This is a genomic window from Tsukamurella ocularis (assembly GCF_965138335.1).
Classification (GTDB): domain Bacteria; phylum Actinomycetota; class Actinomycetes; order Mycobacteriales; family Mycobacteriaceae; genus Tsukamurella; species Tsukamurella ocularis_A.
The window spans coordinates 1-24,416 of the sequence record NZ_CBCSDV010000039.1 but is presented as its reverse complement, the minus strand read 5'-3'; the positions used below and the strand labels follow the sequence as shown (position 1 = coordinate 24,416).

Here is a 24,416-nt window from a genome sequence, read left to right as displayed (position 1 = left end):
CGCGACCCCGACGCCGCCGCTCGAAAACCGAGCGGATCCACAAGCTCCGGTTGTGGATCAGGCTGGGTCAGCCGCCCGCGACGAGCTCGGCGTACGCCGCTGCCGCGGTCGCCACCGCGGGCACCCCCTCCGGGCGCGCCGGGCGATCGACCATCACCACTTCGATGCCGAGTTCCCGCGCCGCGGCGAGCTTGGCGGACACCAGGTCGCCGCCGCTGTTCTTGGTCACCAGGATGTCGACGTCGTTCTCGCGCAGCAGGGCCCGCTCGGAGTCGACCGTGTACGGACCGCGGTCGCGGAGCAGCTCGTGCCGGGCTGGCAGCGGGCCCGACGGTGCGTCGACCACCCGGATCAGGAACCACCAGTCGTCGAGCCCGGCGAACTCGTGCGCGTCCTGCCGGCCGGTGGTGAGCATCGCCCGCCCCCCGGATCGACCGGCGAGCAGGGCCGCGGCGGCCGGCACCGTCGGGACGCGGGTCCAGTGATCGCCCACCACGGGCGACCACTCCGGGCGGACCAGCGCGAGCAGCGGCACCCCCGCGGCGTCCGCCGCGAGCGCGGCGTTGCGGGAGATCGTGGCCGCGAAGGGGTGGGTGGCGTCCACGACCGCGTCGACCCCGTCGTCGGCCAGGAATCCGGCCAGCCCCGACGGTCCGCCGAAGCCGCCGATCCGCGTCTCGCCCACCGGCAGGCGGGGATCCGCCACGCGGCCGGCGAGCGAGCTGAGCACCGCGAACCGCGGGTCCTCGTGCAGCAGTCGCGCCAGCTCCCGGGCCTCCGCGGTCCCGCCGAGGACCAGTACGCGGCGCATCAGTGGCTCGCCCCCGGAGGACGCAGCCGCCGCGCCGAGTACAGGTAGCTCTCCTCGACGGCCTCGCCGTCGAGCACCCTCCCGACGAAGATCACCGCCGTCCGCGTGATCCCCGCCGCCGCCAACCGGACCGGCAGGTCGGCGAGCCGGCAGCGCACGACCTGTTCGTCATCGCGGCTCGCGAACGCCACGACCGCGACCGGACAGTCCGCGCCGTAGTGCGGCAGCAGGTCGTCCGTGAGCGCCTGCGCGCGGTGTGCGGCGAGGTGCAGCGCGAGCGTCACCCCGGTGCGCGCCAGCGAAGCGAGGTCCTCCCCGGCGGGCATGTCCGTCGACAGGGTGGAGACGCGGGTGATGAGCAGCGATTGGCCCACGCCCGGCACCGTCAGCTCCCGGCCGAGCGCGGCCGAGGCGGCCGCGAAGGCGGGGACGCCGGGGACGATCTCGTACGGCACGCCGGCGGCGTCGAGCCGCCGGGCCTGTTCCGTGAACGCCGAGTACAGGGACATGTCTCCCGAGTGCAGGCGCGCCACGTCGAGCCCCGCGGCGTGCGCAGAGACCAGCTCGTCGACGATGTCCGGCAACGGCATCCGGGCGGTGTCCACGAGCCGCGCGTCCGGCGGGCACCGGTCCAGCATCTGCTGCGGCACCAGCGATCCCGCGTACAGGCACACCGGGCACCGGGCCAGGAGCTCCGCACCGCGCAGCGTCAGCAGGTCGGGGGCGCCGGGGCCGGCGCCGATGAAGTAGACGGTCACGCCGCACCTTTCACGAACATCCACTGCACGATGGGCCGTCGCGGCTGCCACGCGGTTCCGGCGCCCAGCGGCGCCAGGTCCGCGATGGTGCAGCTGCGGAGCTCGCCGCCGTACCGGGCCCGCAGGGCCGCGACCAGGGTCTGTCCCTCGACGGTGACGGTGTTCGCCACCAGTCGACCGCCCACCGGCAGCACGCCGACGCAGGCCGCCGCCAGGGTCTCGGTGAGGCCGCCGCCGATGAAGATCGCGTCGGGCACGGGCAGGTCGGCGGTGAGGTCGGCGGTGTCGCCGACGACCACCTCCAGGGACACCCCGGCCCGGGCGGCGTTGCGCGCCGCCCGCTCAGCCCGGTCGGCGCGCCGTTCCACGGCCACGACGGAGCCGCCGCCCTGCAGGGCCCAGGTGATGCCGACCGAACCGGATCCCGCGCCGAAGTCCCAGATCCAGCCCGGCGTCGGCCGCAGCGCGGCCACGGTCATGGCCCGGACGTCGGCCTTGGTGATCTGGCCGTCGTGCTCGAAGACGAACTCCCCCGAGGGCTCCGCCGGATCGAGCGCGACCACGTTCAGGTCGTCGATGCGCAGGTTCCGCCGGAACGAGCGGACCTTCTCGCGGGGGCCGCCCAGCTGCTCCAGCACGGTGATGGTCGCGGCCAGGCCCGCGCCGCCCAGCAGATCGGCCAGCTGCGCGGGGGTGGAGCCGGACTCGCTGAGCACGATCGTCCGTCGGCCCGCACGGAGCGCCTGCACGACCGGCGCCGGGTCGCGGGCCACCGCGGAGACCACCGTGACCTCCTCGGCCGGCCAGCGCAGCCGGGCGCAGGCCAGCGCGAACGACGACAGGTGCGGGATCACCCGCAGGTCGAGGTCGGGCCGTCGCCGCGCGATCGTCGCGCCGATGCCGTAGAACATCGGGTCCCCACTGGCCAGCACGTGTGCTCCGTCGGCCAGCTCGTCGATCGCGGGCAGCAGGGGCGAGGGCCAGGCGCGGGCGACCTCGTCGCCGAGTCCCTTCGGGAGGTAGTCCAGTTGCCGGGGCGCGCCGTGGATCACGGTCGCGTCCAGGAGGGAGCGGCGCGCCCCGTCGGTGAGGCCCGGCCAGCCGTCGGCGCCGATGCCGACCACCGTCACCGTCATCGGGGCATCCGGCGCCACACCGCCTGCGGGACGAACCGGAGTGCGGCGTACAGCGGCCGGAGCACCGGCGGGATCCACACGACCCGGTGACCGCGCCGCAGCGCGTGCACCGTCGCCTCCGCGACCTGCGGGGCGGTGCGACTGAAGGGCGCGGGCCGCACCCCGGACGCCATGAGCTCGCGCGTCATCGCGCCGACGATGAAGCCGGGCCGGGCGAGCAGCACCTGGATCCCGCTGCCGTGCAGGGAGTCCGTGAACCCCTGGACGAAACCGTCGAGGCCGGCCTTGGTGCTGCCGTACACGTAGTTCGCCTTGCGCACCCGCACCCCGGCGACCGAGGAGAAGGCGATGATCGCGCCCTTGCCGGCGGCGCGCGGGTCCTGAACGCGCATCAGGTTCGCGAGCCCGAGCAGGATGGACACCTGCGCCACGTAGTCGGTCTGCGCGATCTGCACGGCGTGCGCGGGATCCGCCTCCGCCCGGGCCTGATCGCCGAGGATGCCGAACGCCACGACCGCGACGCCGATCCGGCCGAACCGGTCGGCGACCTCGTCGAGGAAGGCGGTGTGCAGTTCCGTGCGGTCCGCGTCGAACTCGACCGGGAAGACGCCGGTGGCGCCCACCTCGCGGAGCGCGGCGATCTGCTCGTCGAGGTGCTCGGAGCGGCGCGCGGCGAGGATCACGTCGCGGCCCGGCGCGATCCGCCGCGCCACCTCCAGGCCGACCTCGCTCCGGCCGCCCAGGAGGAGCACCGCACCGTCGGGAATCCTGTCCGCAGTCACCGGACCAGACTAGACGCGCGCCGCCCCGCTACCGTGACGGTGTGCCCAACGACGACCGCCCCGTCCTCAATCCCGACGCCCTCGCTTTCGTGACCGACCGTCACCTCGCGACGCTGAGCACCGTGCGATCCGACGGAACGCCGCACACCGTCGCGATCGCCTTCACCTACGACCCCGCGACGGGCCTCGCCCGCGTCATCACCTCCGGCGACAGCCAGAAGGCGCGCAACGCCGGGCGCCGCGGATACGCAGCGCTCACGCAGGTCGACGGTGCGCGCTGGCTCACCCTGGAGGGCCCGGCGCGGGTCCTGACGGACGAGGCCTCGGTGCGCGACGCGGAAACCCGCTACGCGGTGCGCTACAAGCCGCCGCGGGAGAACCCTAAGCGCGTGGTGATCGAGATCGACGTGACCAGGGTGCTGGGATCGAGCACCCTGCGCGCCTAGTCGCTCCCGCCCGCGGCTAGCGGGCGGGGAGGTTCCCGTCCATGTCCTCCAGGGTCTTGCCCTTGGTCTCCGGCACGAATCGGTAGACGAAGACGAGCGAGAGCAGGGCGAAGGTCGCGTACAGGCCGTAGGCCAGGGTGAGGTTGCCCTCCATCTTGGGGAAGGTGACGGTGATGGCCCAGTTCGCCGCCCACTGCGCGGCGGCGGCGAGCGAGAGCGCGGCACCGCGGATGCGGTTCGGGAACATCTCGCCCAGCAGGACCCACACGACGGGGCCCCAGCTGACCCCGAAGAAGATGACGAACAGGTTCGCGGCCACCAGCGCGAGCACGCCCACCGCGCCCGTCAGGCTCGGCTTGCCGTCGACGATCTCGGCGGTGCTGAAGCAGATCGCCATCGTGGCGAGCGAGACCGTCATGCCGATCGAGCCGATGAGCAACAGCGGGCGACGCCCGATCCGGTCGACCAGCATGATCGCGACAATGGTCACGACGACGTTGACGATCGACGTGAAGACGCTGATCAGGTTCGACTGCGACTCCTCGAAGCCGACGGCCTGCCAGAGCATGTTCGAGTAGTAGAAGATGACGTTGATGCCGACGGCCTGCTGGAAGATCGACAGCAGCAGGCCCACCCACACGATCGGGTAGATGCCGCCGCCCGGCTTGACCAGGTCGCGCCAGGAGTGCTTCTCCTCGCCCGCGAGGCTCTGCTCGATCCGCGTGACGGTGATGTCCATGTTCTTCTCACCGAGAAGCATGGTGAGCACCTTGCGGGCCTCCGGGATGCGATGCCGGGACACCAGGTAGCGCGGCGATTCGGGGATCATCGTCGAGGCCACGCCGTAGACGATGGCGGGGATCGCCATCACGAGGAACATCCACCGCCAGGCCTCCATGCCCAGCCAGAGCTCGTTCGACGCGCCGCCCGCGAGCGAGGCCAGCAACCAGTCGACCAGCAGCGAGAGGAAGATGCCGAGCACGATCGCCATCTGCTGCAACGACCCGAGCCGGCCGCGGATCCGCGCCGGCGAGACCTCCGCTATGTAGGCCGGCGCGATCACCGATGCCACGCCGACGCCGACGCCGCCGACCACACGGAAGACGATCAGCTCCCAGGTCTCGGTCGCGAACGCGCAGCCCAGGGCGCTGACGAGGAACAGCACGGCGGCGATCTGCATGACCCGCAGGCGGCCGATCCGATCGGCGATCCGCCCCGCGGTCATCGCGCCCGCGGCGGCACCGAGCAGCGCGGACGCGACGGCGAAGCCGAGCGCGTACCCGTGGATGCCGAAGCGGCCCTCGATCGCCTTGGTGGCGCCGTTGATGACGGCGCTGTCGTAGCCGAAGAGGAGACCGCCCATCGCGGCGACGATCGCGATCTGGACGACGCGGCTGCTGTTGCCGTCGCCCTCCTCGAAGATCGAGGGACCCTCGGCCGTAGTGCCGCCGCCGTGCGTCATGATGCCTCCGGTGAGTAGCTCCTAGAGGATCGTCAAGCTGTGGGGCCTGGTGTTCACGGGCTCGCAGCCGTCCTCGGTGACGATGACGATATCCTCGATCCGCGCTCCCCATCGGCCAGTGAAGTAGATTCCCGGCTCGATCGAGAAGGCCATGCCCGTTTCGACCGGAATATCATTGCCCGCAACGATGTACGGCTCCTCGTGCACCGACAGCCCGATGCCGTGGCCGGTCCGGTGCAGGAAGAACTCCCCGAGTCCGGCGCCGGCGAGCAGGTCGCGGCCCGCGGCGTCGATCGCCTCGGCGCTCGCGCCCGGGCGCACCGCGTCGACCGAGGCGCGCTGCGCCCGCTCGAGCAGCGCGTACTGCTCCAGGATCTCCGCCGACGGCTCGCCCATCGCGTAGGTGCGGGTGCAGTCCGAGTTGTAGCCCGAGGCGAGCGGGCCGCCGATGTCGACGACCACCACGTCGCCCGCCTCGATCACGCGGTCCGAGACCTCGTGGTGCGGGTCGGCGCCGTGCGGGCCTGAGCCGACGATGATGAACGCGGCCTCGGTGTGGCCCTCCTCGACGATGGCGGCGGCGATGTCGTCGGCGACCTCCCGCTCCGTGCGCCCGACCCTGAGGAAGTCGCCCACGCGGGCGTGCACGCGGTCGATCGCGGCGCCCGCGGCCCGCAGCTCGTCGAGCTCGGCCGCGTCCTTGATCATCCGCAGCCGGCGCAGGACGCCCGTCGCCAGCCGCACGCTCAGGCCCCGGTCCAGCAACGGCACCAGGTGCAGCGCGGGCACGGCGTCGGCGACGGCCACCGTCGACGCCCCGGCCAGGACGTCGAGGACGAGCGCGTACGCGTCGTCACCGTCCACCCAGTCGCGCACCGCGAGTTCCACGCCCGCGTCGCCCAGGCCGGGGACCGCGGAGTCCTTGAGGATCGCGAGCTCGAGTCGCGGGACCACCAGGGCGAACCCCGTCTCGGTGACGACCAGCGCCGTCAGCCGCTCGAAGGACTCGCTGACGATGCCGGTGAGGTACGCGAGATCCGGGCCCGGGGTGATGACGAGCGGGGTCCCCGCCGTGGTCGCGAGCTGCTGCGCCCGGGAGAGCCGGTTCGCGTACACCGAGGCGGGAAAGGACTGGGGGTTACTCATGATCCGATTGTGACACGATGATTCTCGTGACGAACGACGCGCGCCCACTGATGCTGCTCGACTCGGCCGGGCTCTGGTTCCGGGCCTACTACGCGATCCCCGACAAGGTGAAGGCGGCCGACGGCCGCTCCGTCAACGCGCTGCGCGGCTTCCTCGACATGACCTCGCAGCTGATCACGACGCACCGCCCGGGGCGGCTGGTGGCGTGCCTCGACCTGGACTGGCGCCCCGCCTTCCGGGTGGAGCTGCTGCCCACCTACAAGACCCACCGCGTCGCCGAGGACGGCGACGGCAGCGCGGAGGAGGTCCCGGACACGCTCTCCCCGCAGGTCGACATGATCCTCGAGGTGCTCGAGGCCGTGGGGATCGCGACGGGCGGCGCCGTCGGGCTGGAGGCGGACGACGTGCTCGGCACCCTGGCCGCGCGCGAGCGGGTCGACCCGGTCATCGTGGTCTCGGGCGACCGCGACCTGCTGCAGGTGGCCGACGACACCGCGCCCGGCGTGCGCTGCCTGTACATCGGCCGCGGCATCGCCAAGGCGGAGATGTTCGGACCGGCCGAGGTGGCCGAGAAGTACGGCCTGCCCCAGGACCGGGCCGGGGAGGCCTACGCGGAGCTCGCGCTGCTCCGCGGCGACCCGTCCGACGGGCTGCCCGGCGTGCCCGGCATCGGCGAGAAGACGGCCTCCAAGCTGCTCCTGGAACACGGCTCCCTCGCGGCGATCCGCGACGCCGCGGCGCGGACCCCGTCGCCCCTGCCCGCGCGGGCCGCCGCGTCGATCGCCGCGTCGGCCGACTACCTGGACGCCGCCTGGGACGTGGTCTGGGTGCAGCGCGACGCGGACGTCGCGCTCTCGGGCTCGGACGCACTGCCCCGGGAAGCACGCGATCCGCAGCGCCTGGCCGAACTGGCTCAGGAACTGCGGATCGGAGCGCAGGTGGAGCGCCTGCTCGCCGCCCTCGCGGGCTGACGGATCGGCCCGCGGGGACACCCGCGGGCCGCCGGGATCAGGAGGGCGCGCCCACCTGGTACTTGCCGTTGTCGTCGAGCACCTTGACCTGGACCGTCTTCTCCTTGCCGCCGATGGTCGCGCTGCAGGTGAAGGTCTCGCCGGTCTTGACCTTGACGCCGTCGGTCTTGCAGTCGACGTCCTTGGTGTCGGTCTCGTTGTAGCTGTCGGTGAGGACCTTCGTGACGCCCTCGTTGACCTTGGCGTTGTCGAACTTCTTGCCGAAGAAGGCGCCGGTCAGCCAGCCCACCAGCACGACGATCGCCACGATCGCGATGATCGCGGCGGCGGCGATGCCCACGATGAGACCCGTCTTCGACTTCTTGGGCCCGCCGAGCTGGGGCTGGCCGAACTGCTGACCGAACTGCTGGCCGGCGAACTGCGCCGGCTGGCCCGGCTGGCCGGGCTGCTGACCGAACTGGTCCTGCCCGAATTGCGGCTGCTGGTAGCCGCCGTACTGCTGGCCCTGCGGCTGCGGCCCCTGGGGCTGCTGGCCCCACTGGCCCTGGTACTGCGGCGAGATCTGGGTCTGATCACCCGTCGGCGCACCGAATCCCTGCTGGCCGTACTGCGGCGAGATCTGGGTCTGATCCTGCGGCGGCTGCTGGCCCGGCTGCTGCCAGCCCTGCTGCGCCCACTGGTTCGGATCCTGCGGGTTGCTCATCTGTCCACTCCTCCCCTGTCGCCGGCCGACGGCCCGCGACGTACGCCTCTTCGGTCAAGATACCCGATCATCAACCCGATTCCGCGACGACGCCGCGCCGCACCGCCGCGATCGCCGCGGTGGCGACGGTCGCGAGGCCGGGGCGGGTGTCGAACGAGGTCTGCTTGATCTGATCGAGCAGGTCGATCACCTGCCGGCACCAGCGCACGAAGTCGCCCGCCGGCAGCGGACGGCCGCGCTCGCCCGCCGCGAGCAGCACCGCGGCGAGGGTCCCGCCCGCGGCCCACTGGTGCATCGGGGCGACGAAGCCGATGTCCGGCTCGCGGCTCGGCTCCAGGCGGTGTGCGGCCTCGGCGGCGACGATGTCGGTCCAGCGATCGGCGATGTCGCGCAGGGCCGAGCGCACGGCGCCGGGGACCTTCTCGCCGGTCAGGAGCATGCCCCCGCGTTCTCCGCGGGATTCGAAGACCAGGGCGCTGACGACCGCCGCGAGGCCGGCGGGGTCGAGTCCGTCGAAGACGCCGTCCTCGATGCACTCGCACACGAGCAGGTCGGATTCGCTGTAGACCCGCGCGAGGCGGTGCCCGGCCTCGGTGAGTTCGGATTCGCCGTCGACGGTCTCGATGTACCCGCGGTCGCCGAGCAGCGCGACGATCCGTTCGAAGGTGACGGCCAGCGACGACGTGGTGGCGCGGACCGTCGTGGCCGACGCGGTGACCTCGCGCTCGAGACGGGAGTAGCGCTCGGCGAGCCGGTCGAGCTCGGGGGCGCGCTGCCCGGTGTGCGCGGGGTGCGCCCGCATCCGGGCGCGCAGGTCCGCGAGCTGGGTGTCGGAGGCGGCGGGGCGCTGCGCCTTGGCCTGCTGCCGCGGCGCGGAGATGGCGCTGTTGCGCAGCGTGGACGCGAGGTCGCGCTTGCCGCGGCCGGAGCGGTAGTCGGCGTTCTTGGGCACCCGGAGCGTGCCGAGCACCGCGATGTCGCCCACGAAGTCGGCGGCGCCGACCCGGCCCGACCAGCTGCTCTCGGTGACCACGACCGGCTTGGGGTCCCGGCGGTCGCCCGAAGGCTCGACGACCAGGGCGAGGCCCCGGCGGCGGCCGCCCGTCACGGCGATGACGTCACCGCGGCGGAGCTCGGCCAACGCGGTGGCGGCACCGTCCCGCCGATCCGCGAGGTGCTCGCGGCGCAGCGACCGCTCCCGGGCGCGGACGGCCTCGCGGAGCCGCACGTACTCGAGGTAGTCGGCGCCGCCCGCGGCCTCCGTGATCCGGGCGCCGAGCGTCGCCAGTTCCTTCTCGCCCCGCTCGACGCGCTTGGCGAGCCCGACGACGGATCGGTCGGCCTGGAACTGCGCGAAGCTGGCTTCGAGCAGGCGCTCGGCGCCGTCGCGCCCCAGGCGGTCGAGCAGGTTGATCGACATGTTGTAGCCGGGTGAGAACGAGCTGATCAGCGGGAAGGTGCGCGCCCCGGCGAGGCCGGCCACCTCCTGCGGGCGTACGCCGGTCTGCCAGAGCACGACGGCGTGGCCCTCGATATCGATGCCGCGGCGGCCCGCCCGGCCGGTGAGCTGCGTGTACTCGCCCGGCGTCAGTTCGACGTGCGATTCGCCGTTGTACTTGACGAGGCGCTCCAGCACGACGGTGCGCGCGGGCATGTTGATGCCGAGCGCGAGGGTCTCGGTGGCGAAGACGGCCCGCACCAGGCCCTTGACGAAGAGCTCCTCGACCGCGTGCCGGAACGCGGGCAGCATCCCGGCGTGGTGCGCGGCGAAGCCGCGGAGCAGGGCCGCGCGCCATTCCTCGTACCCGAGCAGGTCGAGGTCGGCGGGCGCGAACTCGGCGACGTGCTTGTCGACGATCCGGCCGATCTCCTCGGCCTGCGCCTGATCCGTGAGCACCACGGGTGACCGCAGGCACTGGGTGAGCGCCTGCTCGCAGCCGGACCGGGAGAAGACGAAGGTGATCGCCGGCAGCAGGCCCTCGGCGTCGAGCAGCGCGATGACGTCGGGCCGCGGGATCGGGCGGCGCGTCGCCTGCGGGCGCCCCCGCCCGCCGGTGCGGCGCCCGGTGCGGCTGTTGATCCCGGGCTCGAAGCTGCGGTCGAGCGCCTCGCGCTGTTTGACGTAGCGCACCAGCTCGGCGTCGAGGACGAGGTTCTTCTGCCCGGATTCCTGCCCGGTGCGCAGCGCCGCGGTGTCGAAGAGGTCGAAGAGCCTGCGCCCCACGAGCATGTGCTGCCACAGCGGGACCGGCCGGTGCTCGTCGACGATCACCTCGGTGCGGCCGCGGACCTCGGTGATCCACGCGCCGAACTCCTCGGCGTTGGAGACCGTCGCCGACAGGCTGACGAGCCGCACGTCCTGCGGGAGGTGCAGGATCACCTCCTCCCACACCGCGCCGCGGAACCGGTCCGCGAGGTAGTGCACCTCGTCCATCACCACGTGGCTCAGGCCGTCGAGGGTGGTCGAGTTCGCGTACAGCATGTTCCGCAGCACCTCGGTGGTCATCACGACCACGGGTGCGGAGGAGTTGATCGCGGTGTCGCCGGTCAGCAGGCCGACGTTGTGCGCGCCGTAGCGGGCCGTCAGCTCGGCGTGCTTCTGATTCGAGAGCGCCTTGATCGGCGTGGTGTAGAAGCACTTGGTGCCGCCCGCGAGCGCCAGGTGCACGGCGAACTCACCGACGACGGTCTTCCCGGCGCCGGTCGGGGCGCAGACCAGAACGCCGCGTCCCTGTTCGAGCGCGCGGCAGCCCTGGATCTGGAACGGGTCGAGGGTGAAGTCGAGGGCCGCGGTGAAGTCGTCGAACTCAGAGGACGTCATCGAACCCCGAACGCGGGATCGACGTGCGCGTCACCTTCGCGGGCTCCCCCACCGGGGCGGGGGCGGCGAGTGCGCTGCCCGACGGGCCCGTGGACGCGCCGATCGGCTGCGGGGCCGACGGTGCCGGCGACGCGGTCTCGTCGTCGAGGTCGCCCTCCCAGGCGTCGTCGCCGTTCTTGCGGCGCTTGCGCGCGTCGTTCCATCGCGCGAACTGGATCGAGAGCTCGAGGAGCACAGCCAGGGCCGCTCCCAGGGTCAGCATCGTGAACGGGTCGCCCGTCGGCGTCAGGAAGGCCGCGAAGACGAACATCGAGAGCAGCAGGCCCCGGCGCCACTGCTTGAGCTTGGTGTACTTGAGGACGCCGACGAGGTTGAGCGCGATGATGAACAGCGGCAGCTCGAAGCTGATGCCGAAGATCGCCATGACGTTCAGCACGAAGCTGAAGTAGTCCGGCCCTTGCAACGCCGTCACCTGGGTCTCGTTGCCCACGGAGAGGAAGAAGTTGAAGGCGCTCGTGATCATGAGGTAGCCGAGCACCGCGCCGCTCACGAAGAGCGAGCCACCCAGCGCGACGAAGGCGGCGGTGTACCGCTTCTCGTTGCGGTGCAGGGCGGGCACGATGAACGCCCAGATCTGGTACAGCCACACGGGGCACGCCAGCAGCACGCCGGTGGCGACCGCGACCTTCAGCCGCAGGTTGAACTGGTCGAAGACGCCGGTCGCGAGCAGCCGGCACTCACCGTCGCGGGTGATCGAGGCGCGCGAGGTCGCGGGAAGATCGCAATACGGCCCGGTCAGCAGATGACCGGTCGAAGGCAGACCGAACGGACCGTGGCTGTACCACCAGAAGCCCACGACGGACGTCAGGACGATCGCGAGCAGCGACCACAGGAGCCGAGTGCGGAGCTCGTACAGGTGCTCCACGATCGACATCGTGCCGTCGGGATTGACGACGGCACGACGACGACGCGGATCGAACGGGATCTTCAAAAGGACAGGCGGCGACTACGCCGACTTGTGATCGGCCTCGGACGGCTGCACCGTCTGGACGTCGATCGGCTGCTCGGTGACCTGCGCCTGCGGCTGGTCGGTCGCGGGCTTCTTCTCGCCCTCGGTCTTCATCTCGTCCATCTCGCTCTTGAAGATGCGCATGGAGCGACCCAGCCCGCGCGCCGCGTCGGGCAGCTTCTTGCCGCCGAACAGGATCAGCAGGACCACCGCGGCGATGATCCAGAACGTCGGGGTATGCCAGCCCATGATGATGCCTCACTCACTTCGCGAATATCTCTACCGAGACTACCGGACCGCGTCCACTCCGAGCGCACGCCGACGGCCCGGCGCACATGTCCACTTCATGAATAGTTGGCGAGTCCGGCGGCCGCACGCTCGGCCACGGCGTCGGCCAGCGACTGCGGGCCGCGGACCGTCAGCTCGCCGCCGAAGCTGAGCACGAACCGCACCATCCACGCCTCGGTCGCGTACTGCATCGTCGCGGTGACCGGTCGCCCCGGCTCGTCGGACAGCACCGTGAACGGGTGGTACTCCAGCGCCCAGGCCGCACCCGGTCCCACCTCGAGGGTCGCGACGGTCAGCTCGTCGGCGGCGGCACCGTCGAACAGGCCGGACGCGGGTTCGACGTGCTGCGGGACCGCCGCGGGCTCGTCGAGGACGACGGCCTCGTCGATCCGGTCGAGCCGGAACATGCGCAGGCCCTCGCTGGCGCGGCACCAGGCCTGCAGGTAGCTGTGGCCGGCGAAGGTGTCGAGGGCGATGGGGTCCACGTCGCGCTCGGTGGCGGCGTCCCGGGTGGCGGAGTAGTAGCGCAGGTGCAGGGCGCGGCCGTCGCGCAGGGCGCCGCGGACGATGCCCGCGATCGCGGCCACGGGGCCGGTGTCCTGCGCGCCGTCGATGGAGGCGACGGTGTCGCGGCCCGCGCCCGCGACGGCGGCCTCCAGTTTGGCGATGGCGCGCAGCACGGCCGCCGGGTCCGCGACGCCGGGCGAATCGGCCAGGGCCCGCAGCGCGAGGAGCAGCGACGCCGCCTCGGGGCCGGTCAGCTTGAGCGGGCGGTCCAGCTTGGCGCTGAACTCGATGTCGACGCCGTCCTCGTCGTAGTCGATCTCGATGAGATCGCCCGGGAACATGCCCGGCAGCCCGCACATGGTCAGGCCCGTGATGTCCTTGCGCAGCTGCGCGACGGTCACGCCGAGGTCGGCCGCGGCCCGCTCGAGATCGGCGTCCGGGTGCGTGCGGAAGTACGGGATCACGTTGAGCCAGCGCGCGAGGCGCTGCATCTGCCGGCTCGGCTGCTTGGACTGTGCGCTCATCGCTCCCCCGCCAGTGCCGTGAGTCGCTCGACGACGGCGTCGCGCAACTGCTGCGGCTCGAGGACCACCGCGTCCGGCCCGAGGCCGCTGACCTCGCGCGCCACGGCGTCCACCGATCGCATCTCCACCGTCAGTTCCGTGCCGGGCCGGCCGCGGAAGTCACCGTCGGCCTGCGCCGAGGCGAGCCGTCGCAGGCCGTCGCCCTTGCCCTGCGCGACCCAGAGCCGGGCGGTGCCGACCGGGTCGCGCTCGGCGACCGTGGCCACGACGTGCGCGTGCAGGTCGAAACCCTCCGGCGGCCGGACGGTGGCGGGGCTGGTGGTGACCGCGCCGCCGCGGACGCGGCTGAGCTTGAAGGTGCGCACCGCGTCGCGCGCGACGTCGTGCCCGACGGCGTACGCGCTGCCGCGGAAGGTGACCACGCCCCACGGATGCAGCGTGCGGTCGACGTAGGGCTGCGCCGGGTTCGCGCGGTGCTCGAAGGTGACCTGGCGGCGCCGGTCCACGCCCTCGAGCATGGCGAGCAGCGCCCCCTCGGCCCCGCGGTCGGGGGCGATGCCCGGGGTCACGCCCGCACCGGGGCCGTCGACGTCCATGCCGCCCGCGCGCAGCTTCTGCACCGCGGACTGGGCCGCGGCGGAGAGCTCGGGCGACTGCCACAGCGCCGACGCGACGGCCACCGCGGTGGCCTCCTCGGGATCGAGATCGATGTCACCGAGGGCGTACTCGTCGAGCGCGATGCGGTAGCCGACGGCGGAGTTGATCCGGGACACCGGCGCCACCTCGATGGGGACGCCGAGTTCGCGCAGGTCGGCCTTGTCGCGCTCGAACATGCGCTCGAAGGCCTCGTCGTCGGACTCCGGGTCGTACCCGAAGACGTTCTTCCGGATGTAGTCCCGGTCGAGCGGGCGTTGCGTGTACAGCAGGCATATCACCAGGTTGGTGAGACGCTCGATCCGGGAAGTTGCCACGTGTCGATCTTACGTTCTATGCGGGCGCTCGTCTCACATCGACGCGATCAGCCGCTCGACCCGTTCGTCGACGTTGCGGAACGGATCCTTGCACAGCACGGTGCGCTGCGCCTGGTCGTTGAGCTTGAGGTGCACCCAGTCGACGGTGAAGTCGCGGCCCGCCGCCTGCGCGGCGGTGATGAAGTCGCCGCGGAGCTTCGCGCGGGTGGTCTCCGGCGGGTTCTTCACGGCGGCGTCGACGGCCTCGTCGGTGGTGACCCGCGCGGCCATCCCGCGGCGCTGCAGCACGTCGAAGACGCCGCGGCCGCGCTTGATGTCGTGATAGGCGAGGTCGAGCTGCGCGATCTTCGGATCCGACAGCTCCATCGAGTACTTGTCCAGGTAGCGCTGGAAGAGCTTGCGCTTGATCACCCAGTCGATCTCGGTGTCGATGCCGGAGAAGTCCTGCGATTCGACGGCGTCGAGGGTGCGGCCCCACAGGTCGACGACCCTGCTCAGCTGCTCGTCGGGCTCGCGGGTGGCGAGGTAGTCGACGGCCTTGGCGTAGTACTCGCGCTGGATGTCGAGGGCGCCGGCCTGCCGGCCGCCGGCCAGGCGGACCTCGTGGCGGCCGGTGGTGTCGTGGCTGACCTCGCGGATGGCGCGGATCGGGTTGTCCAGCGAGAAGTCGCGGAACTGGACGCCCGCCTCGATCATCTCGAGCACCAGGTGGGCGGTGCCCACCTTGAGCATGGTGGTGGTCTCGGACATGTTCGAATCGCCCACGATCACGTGCAGGCGCCGGTACTTCTCGGCGTCGGCGTGCGGCTCGTCGCGGGTGTTGATGATGGGCCGGCTGCGGGTGGTGGCGCTGGAGACGCCCTCCCAGATGTGCTCGGCGCGCTGGCTCAGGCAGTAGGTGGCGTTCTTCGGCGTGAGCAGCACCTTGCCGGCGCCGCAGATCAGCTGCCGGGTCACCAGGAAGGGCAGCAGCACGTCCGCGATGCGGGAGAACTCGCCGACGCGGCCCACGAGGTAGTTCTCGTGGCAGCCGTAGGAGTTGCCCGCCGAATCGGTGTTGTTCTTGAACAGGTAGATGTCGCCGCCGATGCCCTCGTCCTGCAGCCGCTGCTCGGCGTCGAGGAGCAGGTCCTCGAGGACGCGCTCGCCCGCCTTGTCGTGCGTGACCAGCTGGAGCACCGAATCGCACTCCGCCGTCGCGTACTCGGGGTGGCTGCCCACGTCGAGGTACAGGCGCGAGCCGTTCTGCAGGAAGACGTTCGAGCTGCGGCCCCAGGAGACCACGCGCCGGAACAGGTACCGGGCGATCTCGTCCGGGCTCAGTCGACGGTGCCCGTGAAAAGTACACGTGACACCGAACTCGGTCTCGATTCCCATGATTCGGCGCTGCACGTCACGAACATACCCCGCGGTCGGGCTCAGGCGTCGGAGCCCCGTCGCGCCCGGATGCCGTCGAGGTGGAAATGCAGGTGCCGGCGCCAGCGGCGGTCGTCCCCGGGGCTCGCGTGGATGACCGCGGCGACGGCCACCATGAGGGCCGCGAGGTCGTCGTACGCGAAGTCCGCTCGGACCGCGCCGGCCGCGTGCGCCCGGTCGAGGACGGACCGGACGGCGCTGCCGGAGCGACCGCATTCGGCCATCAGGTCCACGTCGCCGAGCGGGCCGCGCGACATCGCCTCGTTCGCGGCGCGGTCGCCCGCCTGGCCCGCGAACATCGCCTCGACGAAGCCCGCGAAACCGGTCCACGGATCGGGCTCGGCGGCACTCACCGCCGCGAGTCGTTCGAGCTCCGCGAGCCGTTCGGGCAGCAGCTCGTCGAGCAGAGCCCCGCGGTCCGGGAAGTTGTTGTAGAGCGTCCCGATGCTGACTCCGGCCGCCTTGGCGATCCGGTCGAGGGGCACGTCGATGCCCTCCTCGGCGAACAGCCGCATCGCGGCGTCGAGCAGCTTCTGCCGGTTGCGGACCGCGTCCGCGCGGGGTGACATGCCCCGAGCATAGCGATATTGAGGACCACCTCAACTTCTGGTACGAAGTTGAGTATGACCTCAAGTAAAGCGCATCCCGTCCTGCTCGTCGTCGGTGCCGGGCCCGGCCTCGGCATGTCCGTCGCCCGCGCCTTCGGCAGGCGCGGCTACCGGATCGCGCTCGCATCCCGGTCCGCGGACCGTCATCCCGGGTACCTCGACGAGCTCCGGAGCCTCGGCGTCGAGGCCGCGGCCTTCCCCGTCGATGTCTCCGCGCCCGGTGCGGTCGCGGACGCGGTGGCGCGCGTCCGCGAGAGCTTCGGGCGCATCGACGTCGCCTACTACGGCGCCGCCGCGCCGGTCGCGATGGGACCGATCACCGAGCTCGAGCCCGACGACGCCGGCGCGGCGCTCGCGACGGTGACGCGCGCGGTCGAGTTCGCCCGGGCCGTCCTGCCCGAACTGCGCGCGCGGACCGGCGCGCTCGTCTTCGTCGGCGGCCTCAGTGCTGTGGTTCCGATGCCGGACGTCGGCGCTCTCGCGCTCGTCGCCGCCGCGTACCGCGCCTACGCGCTCAACCTGCATGCGGCGCTGCGGCCGGAGGGCGTCTACGCGGGAACGCTCACCGTCGGCGGGATGATCGACGGTGGCGACATCGCCGCCGCGACGCGGGCCGGCGCGCCCGAGCAGGACCTGACCGCGATCACGCTGCAACCGGACGACCTGGCCGAGCGGGTGTGGCGGATGACCGACGACCGGGCCGACGGCGAGGTGGTGGTCGACGTGATCAGCTGAGCGCCACGGCATCGGGCAGCGCGCCGCCGCCGGCGTGCGCCCGGGTGCGGCGCCGGTGATCGACGCGGTACGCCACCACCGCGAGCGGGACGAGCGCGACGCTGGGCACGATGAAGGCGGCGATGATGGCCTCGGGCGGTAGGAACTCCCCCATCGTCGCGGAGAAGACCAGGTTGAACCCCGCGTGCGCGATCGACGTCGGCCAGATGCTGCCCGAGCCGTACCACAGTGTGCTCCAGACGATCTCGAGCAGCATCGACATCACGATCCACAGCGGGATGAGCAGCAGCACGTCGTGCAGCGGAGGCTGGAAGCTGAAGTACCCCACGGAGGCCAGCGGCCAGTGCCACGCGCCCCAGACCGCCCCCGTCACGGCGGACGCCGCCGTGGGCCGCCCGCGCAGCGCCGGCAGCTCGGCGACGGCGCCGCGCAGGTAGGCGGTCCAGCCGAACTCCTCGCCGAAGAACACCGGCGCCAGCACCACCATGATCAGCGGGCCGAAGGCGACGGCCTGGAGATGGGCGATGATCCCGTCCACGGGCATCGTCATCACGCCGGACGCGAAGCCCAGCGGCAGCGCGATCACCAGCAGGACGAGGGGGATCGCCAGGGCGGCGAGGTACCACCGCCACTGCGCGCGCAGCTGCGGCCGCAGTCCCGCGCCCGCCAGCCCCTGCCGGGTGATCCACATCCGCACGACGAGGGCCGCGAGCGCCGGGAGGAACGCCGCGGTGAGGAGCTGGATCCCCGGATCGTCGAGCGGATGTCCCAGGGCGTACGCGGCGAGCCACAGGCCCCACGACGGCAGGAAGGTGAGCGCGAGGAACCAGGCGATGCCGCGCCGGTGCACGGAGGTGTCGTTCATGCCTCCAGCACACCGGATCGACGGTCCGCGGTCACGGGCGCGGAGGCCCGATTCCGGGGTGGTGCCAGCGCTACCCCGGAACGGTGCTGCGACGGGACCTCAGCCCAGCAGCTGCGCGACCCGCTCGTCCGACAGCCGCTGGAAGGCACGGCGCGGCCGGGTGTGGTCCAGGATCGCGACCTCGAGCTCGCCCGCCTCGAAGGTCTTCGCCTCCCCCGTCGCCGACGACGAGCCGTTCGACGGTGCCGGAGCGCCCAGCGCCTTCACCGCGAGCGCCACGGCGCCCGCCAGATCCAGTCCGTCCGCGTAGCCCTCCGTGAGCACGGGCGTGATCGATTCGGTCTGCCCGCCCATCACCACGAACTGCTTCTCGTCGCCGACGGAGCCGTCGTAGCCCACGCGATAGAGCCGCGACGCGGTGGCGCCGGGCATGCCGACCTCCGCGACGCACAGCTCCACCTCGTAGGGCTTGGCCTGCTCGGTGAAGACGGTGCCCAGCGTGGAGGCGTACGCGTTGGTCAGCGACCACGCCGTCACGTCGCGGCGCGAGTACTGGTAGCCGCGGGTGTCGGCGAACTGGATACCCGCGCGGCGCAGCGACTCGAACTCGTTGTACTTGCCGACGGCGGCGAAGCCGATCCGGTCGTAGATCTCGCTGATCTTGTTCAGCGAGCTCGGGTTGTCGGCCACGAAGACCACCCCGTCGGCGTACTTGAGCACGACGACGCTCCGGCCCCGGCCGATGCCCTTGCGAGCCAGCTCCGAGCGATCGCGCATGATCTGCTCGGCGGAGGCGTAGTACGGGAACGTCACGCTTCGCCTCCTCTCGCCGCGATCACGCGGTCCGTGGCGGCGGCGACGTCCGCTTCCGCGACCTCGACGGCACCGTCGGCGGTGATGACGATCGCCGTCGGGTAGAGCTTGCGGAGCACGTCCGGGCCGCCTGTGGCGGTGTCGTCGTCGGCGGCGTCGAACAGGGCCTCCGCGGCCACGTCGAGCGCACCGTCGGCGTCGAGGCCGGGGCGGAATCGCTTCTTGATCGACGATTTGGCCCAGGCCGAGCCCGAGCCGATCGAGTGGTAGCCCACCTCGTCGTGCCAGTCGCCGGTGACGTCGTAGGAGACGATCCGGCCACGGGCCTCCGCCTTATCGAAGCCCACGAGCAGGGGCACGGCGGCGAGGCCCTGCAGCGCCGCCCCGAAGTTGCTGCGCACCATGCCGGCCAGGCGGTTCGCCTTGCCGTCGAAGGTGAGCGGCATGCCCTCGATCTTCTCGTAGTGCTCCAGCTCCACCGTGAACAGCTTCACGATCTGCTTCGCGATCCCCGCGGTCCCGGCGATGCCGACCGCGGTCGACTCGTCGGTGACGAAGGTCTTGACGATGTCGCGCTGCGCGATGAGGTTGCCCATGGTGGCCCGGCGGTCGCCGGCGAGCAGCACGCCGCCCTCGAAGGCCACGGCGACGATCGTGGTGCCGTGCGGGACCTCCGGCGCACCGTCGATCCCGGAGCCCCGCCCGGGCAGCGCCTCCGGCGCCACGGCGGCGAGGTGCTCGACGAACGACGATCCGCCGTGCAGCGGCGTCACTGGCCGCCCTTCTGCACGTAGGCGCGCACGAAGTCCTCGGCGTTCTCCTCGAGCACGTCGTCGATCTCGTCGAGCAGATCGTCCGTCTCGTCGGTCAGCTTCTCGATGCGCTCCTGGCCGGCGCCCGACGGGCCGCCCGCAGCATCCTCATCGTCTCCGCCGCCGCCACGCTTGACCTGCTCCTGCGCCATCTCGCTGCCTCCTTAGCGACCGAAATCCGGGCCGCACGACCCGATGTGCCAACACTACCGGCCTAGACTGCCCCCGTGGATCCGTACACGCCGCCCGGCCTCCCCGATCCGGTGCTCGTGAGCATCGGCGACATCCATTGCACCCGCACCGAGATCATCACTCCCGTGGGCAGCTTCCCGGTGCGGGGCTCGCAGTGGACGGTCACCGATCACAGCGTCACGACCTCCGCGATTCCCGGCTGGGCGATCGCCGTCGCCATCCTCGGCATCCCGGTCATGTGCTTCTTCTCGCTGTTCTTCCTGCTCGTGAAGGAGACCACGACGCAGGGGTTCGTGCAGGTCACGGCGTTCGGGCCGGAGGGACGCTCGTTCACCACCAGCGTGCCGGTGTACTCGTTCGCCGCCGTGCAGGACGCGTTCCACCGCGTCGGTTACGCGCGGAACCTCGCCATCGGCATGTAACCCGACGGTCCGCCGCGCTCCCGCGGGGGTTGTGCACCGAAACCCGGGTTGCAACCCGCTGATGAGCGAGAAACACCCGCGCGAGCCCGACCCGCGGAGATCGGACGAAGCGATCAGGCGGGGCGGTCAGGCCGGGCGATCAGGCGGGGCGGAGGCGGACCACCGGGATCGGGCGTGAGGTCGTGCGCTGGTACGCGGCGTAGCGACCGCCGTTGTTGGCATCGGCGAGATCCCAGAGCCGCTGGTAGTCGGCGTCGCCGGGCTTCAGCGCCTCGACGGTGGCCGGGAACCGGTCGGTGCCGACCTGCACGTCGACGGTGCCGGCCGCGACCATGTTGTGGTACCACGCCGGGTTGCGCGGAGCGCCGCCCTTCGACGCGACCACGACGTAGTCGTCGCCGTCGCGCACGTAGGTGAGCACGGTGGTGCGGGGCTCGCCCGACTTCGCCCCGACGGTGCGCACGATGAGGCTGGGCACGCCGAAGAGCAGCTTGTGGCCGATCCGCCCGCCCGAGCGCACGTACAGCTCGCCGTGCGCCTTGAGCACCTCGGGGAAGGCCTTCGCGTAGAGCTTCCCCACCTCGCGACCGATGTCCATGGCTTTAGCCTCGCAGAGAATCGACGAGCTCGCGCGCGGAGGACGCCTCGTCGAGCAGCGCGCCGACGTGCTCCTTGGTGCCCCGCAGCGGCTCGAGCGTGGGGATCCGCACCAGCGACTCGGCGCCGACGTCGAAGATCACCGAATCCCAGCTGGCGGCGGCGATGTCGGTGCCGAAGCGGCGCATGCACTCGCCGCGGAAGTAGGCGCGGGTCGACTCCGGCGGGGTGCTGACCGCGTCCATCACCTGCTGCTCGGTCACCAGGCGCTTCATCGAGCCGCGCGCGACGAGCCGGTTGTACAGGCCCTTGTCGAGCCGCACGTCGGAGTACTGCAGGTCCACGAGCTGCAGCTTCGACGCCGCCCAGCCGAGGCCCTCGCGCTGCCGGATGCCCTCGAGCAGGCGCAGCTTCGCCGGCCAGTCGAGCTCGTCCGCGAGCCGCAGCGGATCGTCGGCGAGGGTGTCGAGCACCCGGATCCATGTCGCGTGCACGTCCAGCGCGCGGGCGTCGTCCGAGCCGTCGAGGTACCGGCCCACGCGGTCCGCGTACTCGCGCTGGATCTCGAGCGCGGTCATCGTCCGGCCGTCGGCGAGCTCGAGCGGCGCGGTGAGCGACAGGTCGCGCGAGACCTGGTGCACCGCGGTCACCGGCGCCGCCAGCTGCAGGTCGGACAGGTCGACGCCCGCCTCGATCAGGTCCAGCACCAGCGCCGACGTGCCCACCTTGAGGTAGGTGGAGGTCTCCGCGAGGTTGGCGTCGCCGATGATCACGTGCAGCCGGCGGTACTTGTCCGGGTCGGCGTGCGGCTCGTCGCGGGTGTTGATGATGCCGCGCTTGAGGGTGGTCTCGAGTCCCACCTCGACCTCGATGTAGTCGGCGCGCTGCGAGAGCTGGAAGCCCGGCTCGTCGCCGTTGGCGCCGATGCCGACGCGGCCGCTGCCGGTGAACACCTGCCGGGTCGCGAAGAAGGGCGTCAGGCCGGTGACGATCGCCGCGAACGGGGTCTCGCGGCGGCACAGGTAGTTCTCGTGCGTGCCGTAGGAGGCGCCCTTGCCGTCGATGTTGTTCTTGTACAGCTGCAGGGTCGGGGCCCCGGGCACCGTCGACGCGTAGCGGGCGGCGGCGTCCATGACCCGCTCCCCCGCCTTGTCCCAGATGACCGCGTCGAGCGGGTCGGTGACCTCGGGCGCGGAGTACTCCGGGTGCGCGTGGTCCACGTAGAGCCGCGCGCCGTTGGTCAGGATCATGTTCGCCGCGCCGATCTCGTCCGCGTCGATGATCGGCGCCGGGCCGCCCCGCCCGAGGTCGAAGCCGCGGGCGTCGCGCAGCGGCGACTCCAGGTCGTAGTCCCAACGGGTGCGCTTGGCGCGCGGCACGGCCGCGGCGGCCGCGTACGCGAGCACGGCCTGGGTGGAGGTGAGGATCGGATTGGCGGTGGGATCCTTCGGCGCGGAGATCCCGTATTCCACCTCGGTCCCGATGATGCGCTGCATACCGCCCAGCCTATCGGGGGTGATCCGGCCCGCTCGCCCCGCTCCCGGCGGAGGCGACCGCCATCCGCCCGTCAGGCCGACCGGCGCGCGATCCGCCAGCGGGTCGCGGCCCACAGCACGACCGCCATCAGGGCGAGCACGCCGATCGCGATGCCCCACTGCGTGGGCGTCGAGTCCCAGAGGGGATCGATCGCCTGCATGGTCGGCCGCCCGGACACCGCGTCGATCTGCTTCTGCAGTTCGACGGTGGACGCGCTCGACGCGAACCCCCAGCGCGACGGGAACAGCCACGAGATCTGCTCCAGGCCCACGCGATCGTGCAGCGTGAACAGGCCGCCGCTCATCACCAGCTGCACCATGACGACCACCACGAGCATGGGCATCACCTGCTCGCTGGACTTGGCCAGCGCGGAGATCAGCAGGCCCACCAGCGTGGACACGCACGCGAGGATCGCGATGTCGATGACCAGCTCGACGGGCGCGCTGGCCAGCACCGAACCCTGCGCCGTCGACTGCTTCACACCGAGGATCACGATCGCCATCATCATGACCGCCTGGATGGTGGCCGCGACGAAGTAGACCACCGTCTTCGCAGACAGATACGCGCCCGGCCCGAGTCCGACGGCGCGTTCGCGCTGATAGATCGCGCGCTCGCCGACCAGGTCGCGCGAGGGCAGGGCCGCGCCCATGAAGCAGGCGCCGACGACCAGCAGGACGAGGATCATCTTCGCGCCGCTGTAGCCGTCCGGGAGCGAGTACGGCGAGGCGAGGCCGTCGTCCGCGGGCACGAGCAACGTGATCCCGCCGAGCACGAGCGGCAGCAGCAGGAGGAAGACCAGGTAGGCGCGGTCGGCGAGGATCAGCCGGACCTGGCGCCGTGCGATGACCGAGAGCTGCTTGCGCACCGAGGTCTTGGGCGCCTTCGTCGGTGCCGGCGGCGCCCCGGTGGGTGCGGGCGGCGGCGGCGCGGGGTGCGCGGCGCGGTACCGCTGCCAGGCCACGTCGGGCTGCTTGGCGGCGAAGTCGAAGATCTCCGCCCAGTCGCTGGTGCCCATCGCTGCCTGGACGCCCTTCGGCGAGCCGCAGTACGCGGTCTTGCCGCCGGGCGCGAGCAGCAGCACCTGGTCGCACATGTCGATGTGCGTCAGGGAGTGGGTCACGACGATGACGACGCGCCCCGCGTCGGCCAGCCGGCGCAGCGTCTGCATGACCTGGCGGTCCAGCGCCGGATCCAGGCCCGACGTGGGCTCGTCGAGGATGAGCAGCGACGGGCCGGTGAGCAGCTCCATCGCGACCGACGCGCGCTTGCGCTGTCCGCCGGAGAGCTTGTCGACGCGGGTCTGCTTGTGCTCAGTGAGCTGCAGCTCGGCCAGCACGCCGTCGATCACCTGGTCGCGATCGGCCTTCGACATGTCGGGGGGCAGGCGCAGCTCGGCGGCGAACCGGAGCGCCTGCTGCAGGGTGAGCTGGCGGTGCAGCACGTCGTCCTGCGGCACCATGCCGATGCGGGAGCGGAGCGCGTCGAAGTCGCGGTGCACGTCGCGGCCCTCGAACTCGACCCGGCCGGCCGTCGGGGTGACCGCGCCGGAGACCACCCGCGACACCGTCGACTTGCCGGCGCCCGAGGGGCCGATCACTGCCGTCAACGTGCCCGGGGCGGCGCGGAAGTCCACGCCGTGCAGCAGCGTCTTGTTGCCGTCGACGGTGAGGGTGATCCCCTGCACCGCGAGGCCCGCGCCCGCGAACTCCTGGGCCTTCGGTCGCTCGAGCCGCCCCTGGTCGACGATGAGGTCGGAGTTGCCGACGGTGACCAGGTCGCCGTCGCGCAGCGCAGTGGGCCCGGCGATCCGTCGGCCGTTGACCTGGGTGCCGTTCGCCGAGCCCAGGTCCTCGATGACGAGGCCCTGCGGCCCGGTGAGCAGGCGGGCGTGGCGCCGCGAGACCAGCATGTCGCCGATCGCGATGTCGTTGTCGGGCGTACGGCCGATGGTCATCTGTCCGGCGCCCACGGGCCGCGACGGCATCTTCGCCACCTGGTAGAGGCCCGTGTTGCCGGCCATCGCGCGCAGGTGGGGCGCGACGTCGCCCGTGGGGCGCTGCGGCGGGACGGGGGCCGGCTGCGCGG

At 71.9% G+C, this 24,416-nt stretch carries 25 protein-coding genes; 4 read left to right on the top strand and 21 right to left on the bottom strand.

Features of this window, described 5'->3' with window-relative positions; all coding sequences use genetic code 11:
- Positions 1-67: 67 nt before the first annotated feature.
- Genes ACNAYW_RS22590 through ACNAYW_RS22575 form a run of 4 tightly spaced genes read right to left on the bottom strand, consistent with a single transcriptional unit; the run spans position 68 to position 3,487 of the window.
- Positions 68-811, bottom strand: a complete 744-nt coding sequence (locus tag ACNAYW_RS22590) for a cobalt-precorrin-6A reductase (RefSeq protein WP_415851870.1) — start codon at positions 809-811, stop codon at positions 68-70.
- A complete protein-coding gene (gene cobM / locus ACNAYW_RS22585; RefSeq protein WP_415851869.1) occupies positions 811-1,569 on the bottom strand; it encodes a precorrin-4 C(11)-methyltransferase in 759 nt (252 codons plus the stop codon). Before cobM ends, ACNAYW_RS22590 begins: the two co-directional genes overlap by 1 nt.
- Positions 1,566-2,705: a precorrin-6y C5,15-methyltransferase (decarboxylating) subunit CbiE gene (gene cbiE, locus ACNAYW_RS22580; RefSeq protein WP_415851868.1), complete on the bottom strand. Its 1,140-nt coding sequence runs from the start codon at positions 2,703-2,705 to the stop codon at positions 1,566-1,568. The genes cobM and cbiE overlap by 4 nt, the downstream gene beginning before the upstream one ends.
- Entirely contained in the window at positions 2,702-3,487 is a 786-nt protein-coding gene (locus tag ACNAYW_RS22575; RefSeq protein WP_415851867.1) for an SDR family NAD(P)-dependent oxidoreductase, read from the bottom strand. The genes cbiE and ACNAYW_RS22575 overlap by 4 nt, the downstream gene beginning before the upstream one ends.
- Positions 3,488-3,528: 41 nt before the next feature.
- Here ACNAYW_RS22575 and ACNAYW_RS22570 point away from each other — a divergent pair, with 41 nt between their 5' ends.
- Entirely contained in the window at positions 3,529-3,933 is a 405-nt protein-coding gene (locus tag ACNAYW_RS22570; RefSeq protein ID WP_415851866.1) for a PPOX class F420-dependent oxidoreductase, read from the top strand.
- 16 nt (positions 3,934-3,949) lie between these two features.
- Here ACNAYW_RS22570 and ACNAYW_RS22565 read toward each other — a convergent pair whose 3' ends face one another.
- Together ACNAYW_RS22565 and ACNAYW_RS22560 are read right to left on the bottom strand one after the other, a co-directional pair.
- Entirely contained in the window at positions 3,950-5,395 is a 1,446-nt protein-coding gene (locus ACNAYW_RS22565) for a sugar porter family MFS transporter (RefSeq protein ID WP_415851865.1), read from the bottom strand.
- 21 nt (positions 5,396-5,416) lie between these two features.
- A complete protein-coding gene (locus ACNAYW_RS22560) occupies positions 5,417-6,541 on the bottom strand; it encodes a M24 family metallopeptidase (protein WP_415851864.1) in 1,125 nt (374 codons plus the stop codon).
- A 17-nt stretch (positions 6,542-6,558) separates the two neighbouring features.
- Between ACNAYW_RS22560 and ACNAYW_RS22555 the strand changes: the two genes are divergently transcribed.
- Positions 6,559-7,512, top strand: a complete 954-nt coding sequence (locus ACNAYW_RS22555; RefSeq protein WP_415851863.1) for a 5'-3' exonuclease — start codon at positions 6,559-6,561, stop codon at positions 7,510-7,512.
- Positions 7,513-7,549: 37 nt separating this feature from the next.
- Here the strand turns inward: ACNAYW_RS22555 and ACNAYW_RS22550 are convergent, their stop codons facing one another.
- The 8 genes from ACNAYW_RS22550 to ACNAYW_RS22515 all read right to left on the bottom strand — a co-directional run bounded on the left by ACNAYW_RS22550 (position 7,550) and on the right by ACNAYW_RS22515 (position 16,320).
- A complete protein-coding gene (locus tag ACNAYW_RS22550; RefSeq protein WP_415851862.1) occupies positions 7,550-8,215 on the bottom strand; it encodes a DUF4333 domain-containing protein in 666 nt (221 codons plus the stop codon).
- Between the two features lie 70 nt (positions 8,216-8,285).
- Positions 8,286-11,036 carry a DEAD/DEAH box helicase gene (locus tag ACNAYW_RS22545; protein WP_415851861.1) on the bottom strand — a complete coding sequence of 917 codons (2,751 nt, stop codon included), beginning with the start codon at positions 11,034-11,036 and terminating at the stop codon, positions 8,286-8,288.
- Positions 11,023-12,027 carry a twin-arginine translocase subunit TatC gene (gene tatC / locus ACNAYW_RS22540; RefSeq protein ID WP_415851860.1) on the bottom strand — a complete coding sequence of 335 codons (1,005 nt, stop codon included), beginning with the start codon at positions 12,025-12,027 and terminating at the stop codon, positions 11,023-11,025. Before tatC ends, ACNAYW_RS22545 begins: the two co-directional genes overlap by 14 nt.
- A 15-nt stretch (positions 12,028-12,042) precedes the next feature.
- Positions 12,043-12,294 carry a Sec-independent protein translocase subunit TatA gene (tatA, locus tag ACNAYW_RS22535; RefSeq protein ID WP_415851859.1) on the bottom strand — a complete coding sequence of 84 codons (252 nt, stop codon included), beginning with the start codon at positions 12,292-12,294 and terminating at the stop codon, positions 12,043-12,045.
- 95 nt (positions 12,295-12,389) lie between these two features.
- Positions 12,390-13,364: a helix-turn-helix transcriptional regulator gene (locus ACNAYW_RS22530; RefSeq protein WP_415851858.1), complete on the bottom strand. Its 975-nt coding sequence runs from the start codon at positions 13,362-13,364 to the stop codon at positions 12,390-12,392.
- Positions 13,361-14,335: a helix-turn-helix transcriptional regulator gene (locus ACNAYW_RS22525; RefSeq protein ID WP_415851857.1), complete on the bottom strand. Its 975-nt coding sequence runs from the start codon at positions 14,333-14,335 to the stop codon at positions 13,361-13,363. Before ACNAYW_RS22525 ends, ACNAYW_RS22530 begins: the two co-directional genes overlap by 4 nt.
- Before the next feature lie 33 nt (positions 14,336-14,368).
- Complete coding sequence (gene pafA / locus ACNAYW_RS22520; protein ID WP_415851856.1) at positions 14,369-15,727, bottom strand: Pup--protein ligase; 1,359 nt, start codon at positions 15,725-15,727, stop codon at positions 14,369-14,371.
- Between the two features lie 26 nt (positions 15,728-15,753).
- Positions 15,754-16,320, bottom strand: coding sequence for a TetR/AcrR family transcriptional regulator (locus tag ACNAYW_RS22515; RefSeq protein WP_415851855.1), 567 nt, complete (start codon positions 16,318-16,320; stop codon positions 15,754-15,756).
- Positions 16,321-16,374: 54 nt separating this feature from the next.
- On the opposite strand from ACNAYW_RS22515, the gene ACNAYW_RS22510 reads away from it, so the two are divergent.
- Positions 16,375-17,094, top strand: coding sequence for an SDR family oxidoreductase (locus tag ACNAYW_RS22510; protein ID WP_415851854.1), 720 nt, complete (start codon positions 16,375-16,377; stop codon positions 17,092-17,094).
- Here ACNAYW_RS22510 and ACNAYW_RS22505 read toward each other — a convergent pair.
- The 4 genes from ACNAYW_RS22505 to ACNAYW_RS22490 all read right to left on the bottom strand — a co-directional run bounded on the left by ACNAYW_RS22505 (position 17,087) and on the right by ACNAYW_RS22490 (position 19,736).
- Positions 17,087-17,959, bottom strand: coding sequence for a CPBP family intramembrane glutamic endopeptidase (locus ACNAYW_RS22505; protein ID WP_415851853.1), 873 nt, complete (start codon positions 17,957-17,959; stop codon positions 17,087-17,089). The genes ACNAYW_RS22510 and ACNAYW_RS22505 overlap by 8 nt on opposite strands.
- Before the next feature lie 99 nt (positions 17,960-18,058).
- On the bottom strand, positions 18,059-18,772 hold the full coding sequence (gene prcA / locus ACNAYW_RS22500) for a proteasome subunit alpha (protein ID WP_415851852.1): 714 nt from the start codon (positions 18,770-18,772) through the stop codon (positions 18,059-18,061).
- Positions 18,769-19,545, bottom strand: a complete 777-nt coding sequence (prcB, locus tag ACNAYW_RS22495) for a proteasome subunit beta (protein ID WP_415851851.1) — start codon at positions 19,543-19,545, stop codon at positions 18,769-18,771. The genes prcA and prcB overlap by 4 nt, the downstream gene beginning before the upstream one ends.
- On the bottom strand, positions 19,542-19,736 hold the full coding sequence (locus tag ACNAYW_RS22490) for a ubiquitin-like protein Pup (protein WP_068525632.1): 195 nt from the start codon (positions 19,734-19,736) through the stop codon (positions 19,542-19,544). The genes prcB and ACNAYW_RS22490 overlap by 4 nt, the downstream gene beginning before the upstream one ends.
- A gap of 75 nt (positions 19,737-19,811) precedes the next feature.
- On the opposite strand from ACNAYW_RS22490, the gene ACNAYW_RS22485 reads away from it, so the two are divergent.
- Positions 19,812-20,198, top strand: a complete 387-nt coding sequence (locus ACNAYW_RS22485; protein WP_415851850.1) for a hypothetical protein — start codon at positions 19,812-19,814, stop codon at positions 20,196-20,198.
- Positions 20,199-20,337: 139 nt separating this feature from the next.
- On the opposite strand, the gene ACNAYW_RS22480 is transcribed toward ACNAYW_RS22485, so the two are convergent.
- From ACNAYW_RS22480 to ACNAYW_RS22470, 3 genes are all read right to left on the bottom strand, one after another.
- Complete coding sequence (locus tag ACNAYW_RS22480; RefSeq protein ID WP_415851849.1) at positions 20,338-20,796, bottom strand: nitroreductase family deazaflavin-dependent oxidoreductase; 459 nt, start codon at positions 20,794-20,796, stop codon at positions 20,338-20,340.
- Positions 20,797-20,800: 4 nt separating this feature from the next.
- Positions 20,801-22,291 carry a depupylase/deamidase Dop gene (gene dop, locus ACNAYW_RS22475; RefSeq protein WP_415851848.1) on the bottom strand — a complete coding sequence of 497 codons (1,491 nt, stop codon included), beginning with the start codon at positions 22,289-22,291 and terminating at the stop codon, positions 20,801-20,803.
- 71 nt (positions 22,292-22,362) lie between these two features.
- Positions 22,363-24,416: ATP-binding cassette domain-containing protein (locus tag ACNAYW_RS22470; protein ID WP_415851847.1), on the bottom strand; the 2,054-nt coding region annotated here is incomplete at its 5' end.